Origin of the sequence: Halomonas sp. (genome assembly GCF_041689495.1) — a bacterium.
In the GTDB taxonomy this organism is placed as follows: Bacteria; Pseudomonadota; Gammaproteobacteria; order Pseudomonadales; family Halomonadaceae; genus Halomonas.
Map to the genome: position 1 here is coordinate 1 of NZ_JBDNGD010000144.1, position 2,528 is coordinate 2,528.

Genomic DNA, 2,528 nt, shown 5'->3' on the forward strand with positions numbered 1-2,528 from the left:
ATGGGGCAGTCTCTGGGCAAAATCGCATCGAAAGACGCCGATTAGGCAACCGGCGTAGCGAAGGCCATCACCTCCGCCACGCTGTCTTTCCCCAGAGCCAACTGGATCAGCCGGTCGATGCCCAGCGCCACCCCGCTGCCCGCCGGCAGGCCATGCGCCAGCGCCGCCAGAAGGTGCTGATCCACGTCCACCTCGGACAGCCCCGCGGCTCGGCGCGCGGCGTTGTCTGCGGCGAAGCGCGCCGCCTGTTCCTCGGCATCGGTGAGTTCGTCATAACCATTGGCGATTTCCAGCCCCGCCAGGTAGAGCTCGAAGCGCGATGCCACCCACTCGCCATCCTCGGGATCCCGATGGCGTCGGGCCAGAGCCGCCTGGCTGGCCGGGTAATCCACCACCACCTCGATTCCCTCGCCTCCCAGCTGCGGCTCGATGACCAGGCCCATCAAGAGGTCAAGGCAGGCATCGCGCGATAACCCCGACATGTCCAGATCGCCCCGCTCACCGGCCAGGCGGCGCAGTGCTTGCAGATCGACGGTGAAGGGGTCGATGGCCAGGGCCTCCTGGAACAGCGCCCGGTAGCGCAGGCATCTTGCCGGTCCCGGGTCCCGCTCCAGCACGACACGCACCAGGTCGCTGGTTTCCTCGATCAGCGCGTCCAGTGCCATCCCGGGGCGATACCATTCCAGCATGGTGAACTCGAGGTTGTGGCGGCGTCCCACCTCGCCATCGCGAAAGCTCCTGGCCAGCTGGAAGATGGGTCCGCTGTCGGCCGCCAGGAGCCGCTTCATGTGGAATTCCGGCGAGGTCTGAAGCCATAGCCTTTCGTGCCCGGCCGGCGTGGTGGCTTGGCAGTTCAGCGATGCCAGATGGACATCGGTGCTACCGCCGTGACCCAGCACCGGTGTTTCCACTTCCAGCACCCCACGGTCGGTGAAGAAGGCTCGCACCATCGCCAGCAGCCGGGCACGCTCGCGCAGCGTCCCGATGTCGGCGGTCGGCTGCCAGTTGAACTCCTGCATCTTCTTCTCCACCAAAAACGCCGAACCTCGGTGAAGGCTCGGCGCTGCCGGATCGCGACCCGCCGTCTATGCCCGGCTGACGTAGTCACCGGTGCGCGTATCCACCTTGAGAACTTCGCCCTCTTCGATGAAAAGGGGAACCTTGACCACCGCGCCCGAGGAAAGGACCGCCGGCTTGGAGCCGCCCTGGGCGGTATTGCCCTTGAGACCCGGGTCGGTCTCGACCACTTCCAGTTCGATGAAGTTCGGGGCGCTCACCGTAATGGCATTGTCGTTCCACAGGGTGACGGTATAGGGCACCTGTTCCTTGAGCCACTTATCGGTATCACCCAGGGCCTTCTTCTCGACGGCGTACTGCTCGAAGGAACCATCTGTCTTCATGAAGTACCACATGTCACCATCGGTGTAGAGATACTCCATTTCCAGGTCCATGACATCGGCGCCTTCCAGGGAATCACCGGACTTGAAGGTCCGCTCCCAGACACGCCCGGTCATCAGGTTGCGCAACTTGACCCGGTTGAAGGCCTGTCCCTTGCCGGGCTTGACCAGCTCGTTCTCGACGATCGCACAGGGATCACCGTCGAGCATCACCTTCAGCCCGCCCTTGAATTCGTTGGTAGAATGGTTCGCCATGGTCCCTCACTCATGTTCGAGCGCGCCGCCAATCACGATCGGCAGCGCGCCCATGAAAACGACTTTCGACGAGGGTCTTGTCCCTCGCCCGTATTGACTGGTGTATCGAATGATAACCCGAAGCCCGTCCCCTTTGCAGCGTGGGCAGACTCATGAGGCTCCCCTGGGCATCCCGCCAAGCTGGCAGGCCCAGCTGGCCGGGGTGATCCGCGACCCCCGCGAGCTCTGCCATCGTCTGGGACTGGACGCCTCCTGGCTACCCGGTGCCGAGGTTGGTCACGACCTCTTCGAGGTAAGGGTCCCCGAGGCCTTCCTCAGCCGCATACGACCAGGCGACCCCGAGGATCCCCTGCTGCGCCAGGTGCTGCCATCGGGCATCGAGGCCGAGACCACCCCGGGCTTCGTCGCCGATCCTCTGGCCGAGGCCGAGAGTACCGCTGCGCCGGGCCTGATCCACAAGTACCCGGGGCGGGTCCTGCTCATCGCCAGCCCCAGCTGTGCGGTCAACTGCCGGTACTGCTTCCGGCGCCATTTCCCCTACGACGAGAACGCGCCCTCCAGGGCCCAGTGGGACCGGACCCTGGCGCACCTGCATGATGATCCCTCGATCCGTGAAGCGATCCTCTCCGGCGGCGATCCGCTTGCCGCCAGTGACCGCCAGCTCGCCTGGCTGGTCCAGCGTCTCGAGGCCATCCCGCACCTGAAACGCCTGAGGATCCACACCCGGCTACCGGTGGTCATCCCCGACCGTATCGATACTGCCTTGCTGCACTGGCTATCGGCGACGCGCCTGCAGAAGGTCGTCGTCCTGCACATCAACCATGCCAACGAGATCGACGAGGCCGTCGTGAATGCCTGCCGGAAACTCAGGGACGC

General features: G+C 64.8%; 3 protein-coding genes. 1 reads left to right on the forward strand and 2 read right to left on the reverse strand.

Annotated features, from left to right (window positions below):
* Positions 1–41 precede the first annotated feature (41 nt).
* Positions 42–1,019 (reverse strand): EF-P lysine aminoacylase EpmA, encoded by a 978-nt coding sequence (epmA, locus tag ACESMD_RS04965; protein ID WP_372610903.1) that lies wholly within the window; start codon positions 1,017–1,019, stop codon positions 42–44.
* A 66-nt stretch (positions 1,020–1,085) separates the two neighbouring features.
* On the reverse strand, positions 1,086–1,652 hold the full coding sequence (gene efp / locus ACESMD_RS04970; RefSeq protein WP_372610905.1) for an elongation factor P: 567 nt from the start codon (positions 1,650–1,652) through the stop codon (positions 1,086–1,088).
* 109 nt (positions 1,653–1,761) lie between these two features.
* Here efp and ACESMD_RS04975 point away from each other — a divergent pair.
* Positions 1,762–2,528, forward strand: a 767-nt coding sequence (locus ACESMD_RS04975) for a KamA family radical SAM protein (RefSeq protein ID WP_372610907.1), incomplete at its 3' end; no start/stop codon positions are given.

Coding starts and splice junctions, on each gene's coding strand:
- epmA (WP_372610903.1), bottom strand. CDS start 1,019: ATGCAGGAGTTCAACTGGCAGCCGACCGCCGACATCGGGACGCTGCGC.
- efp (WP_372610905.1), bottom strand. CDS start 1,652: ATGGCGAACCATTCTACCAACGAATTCAAGGGCGGGCTGAAGGTGATG.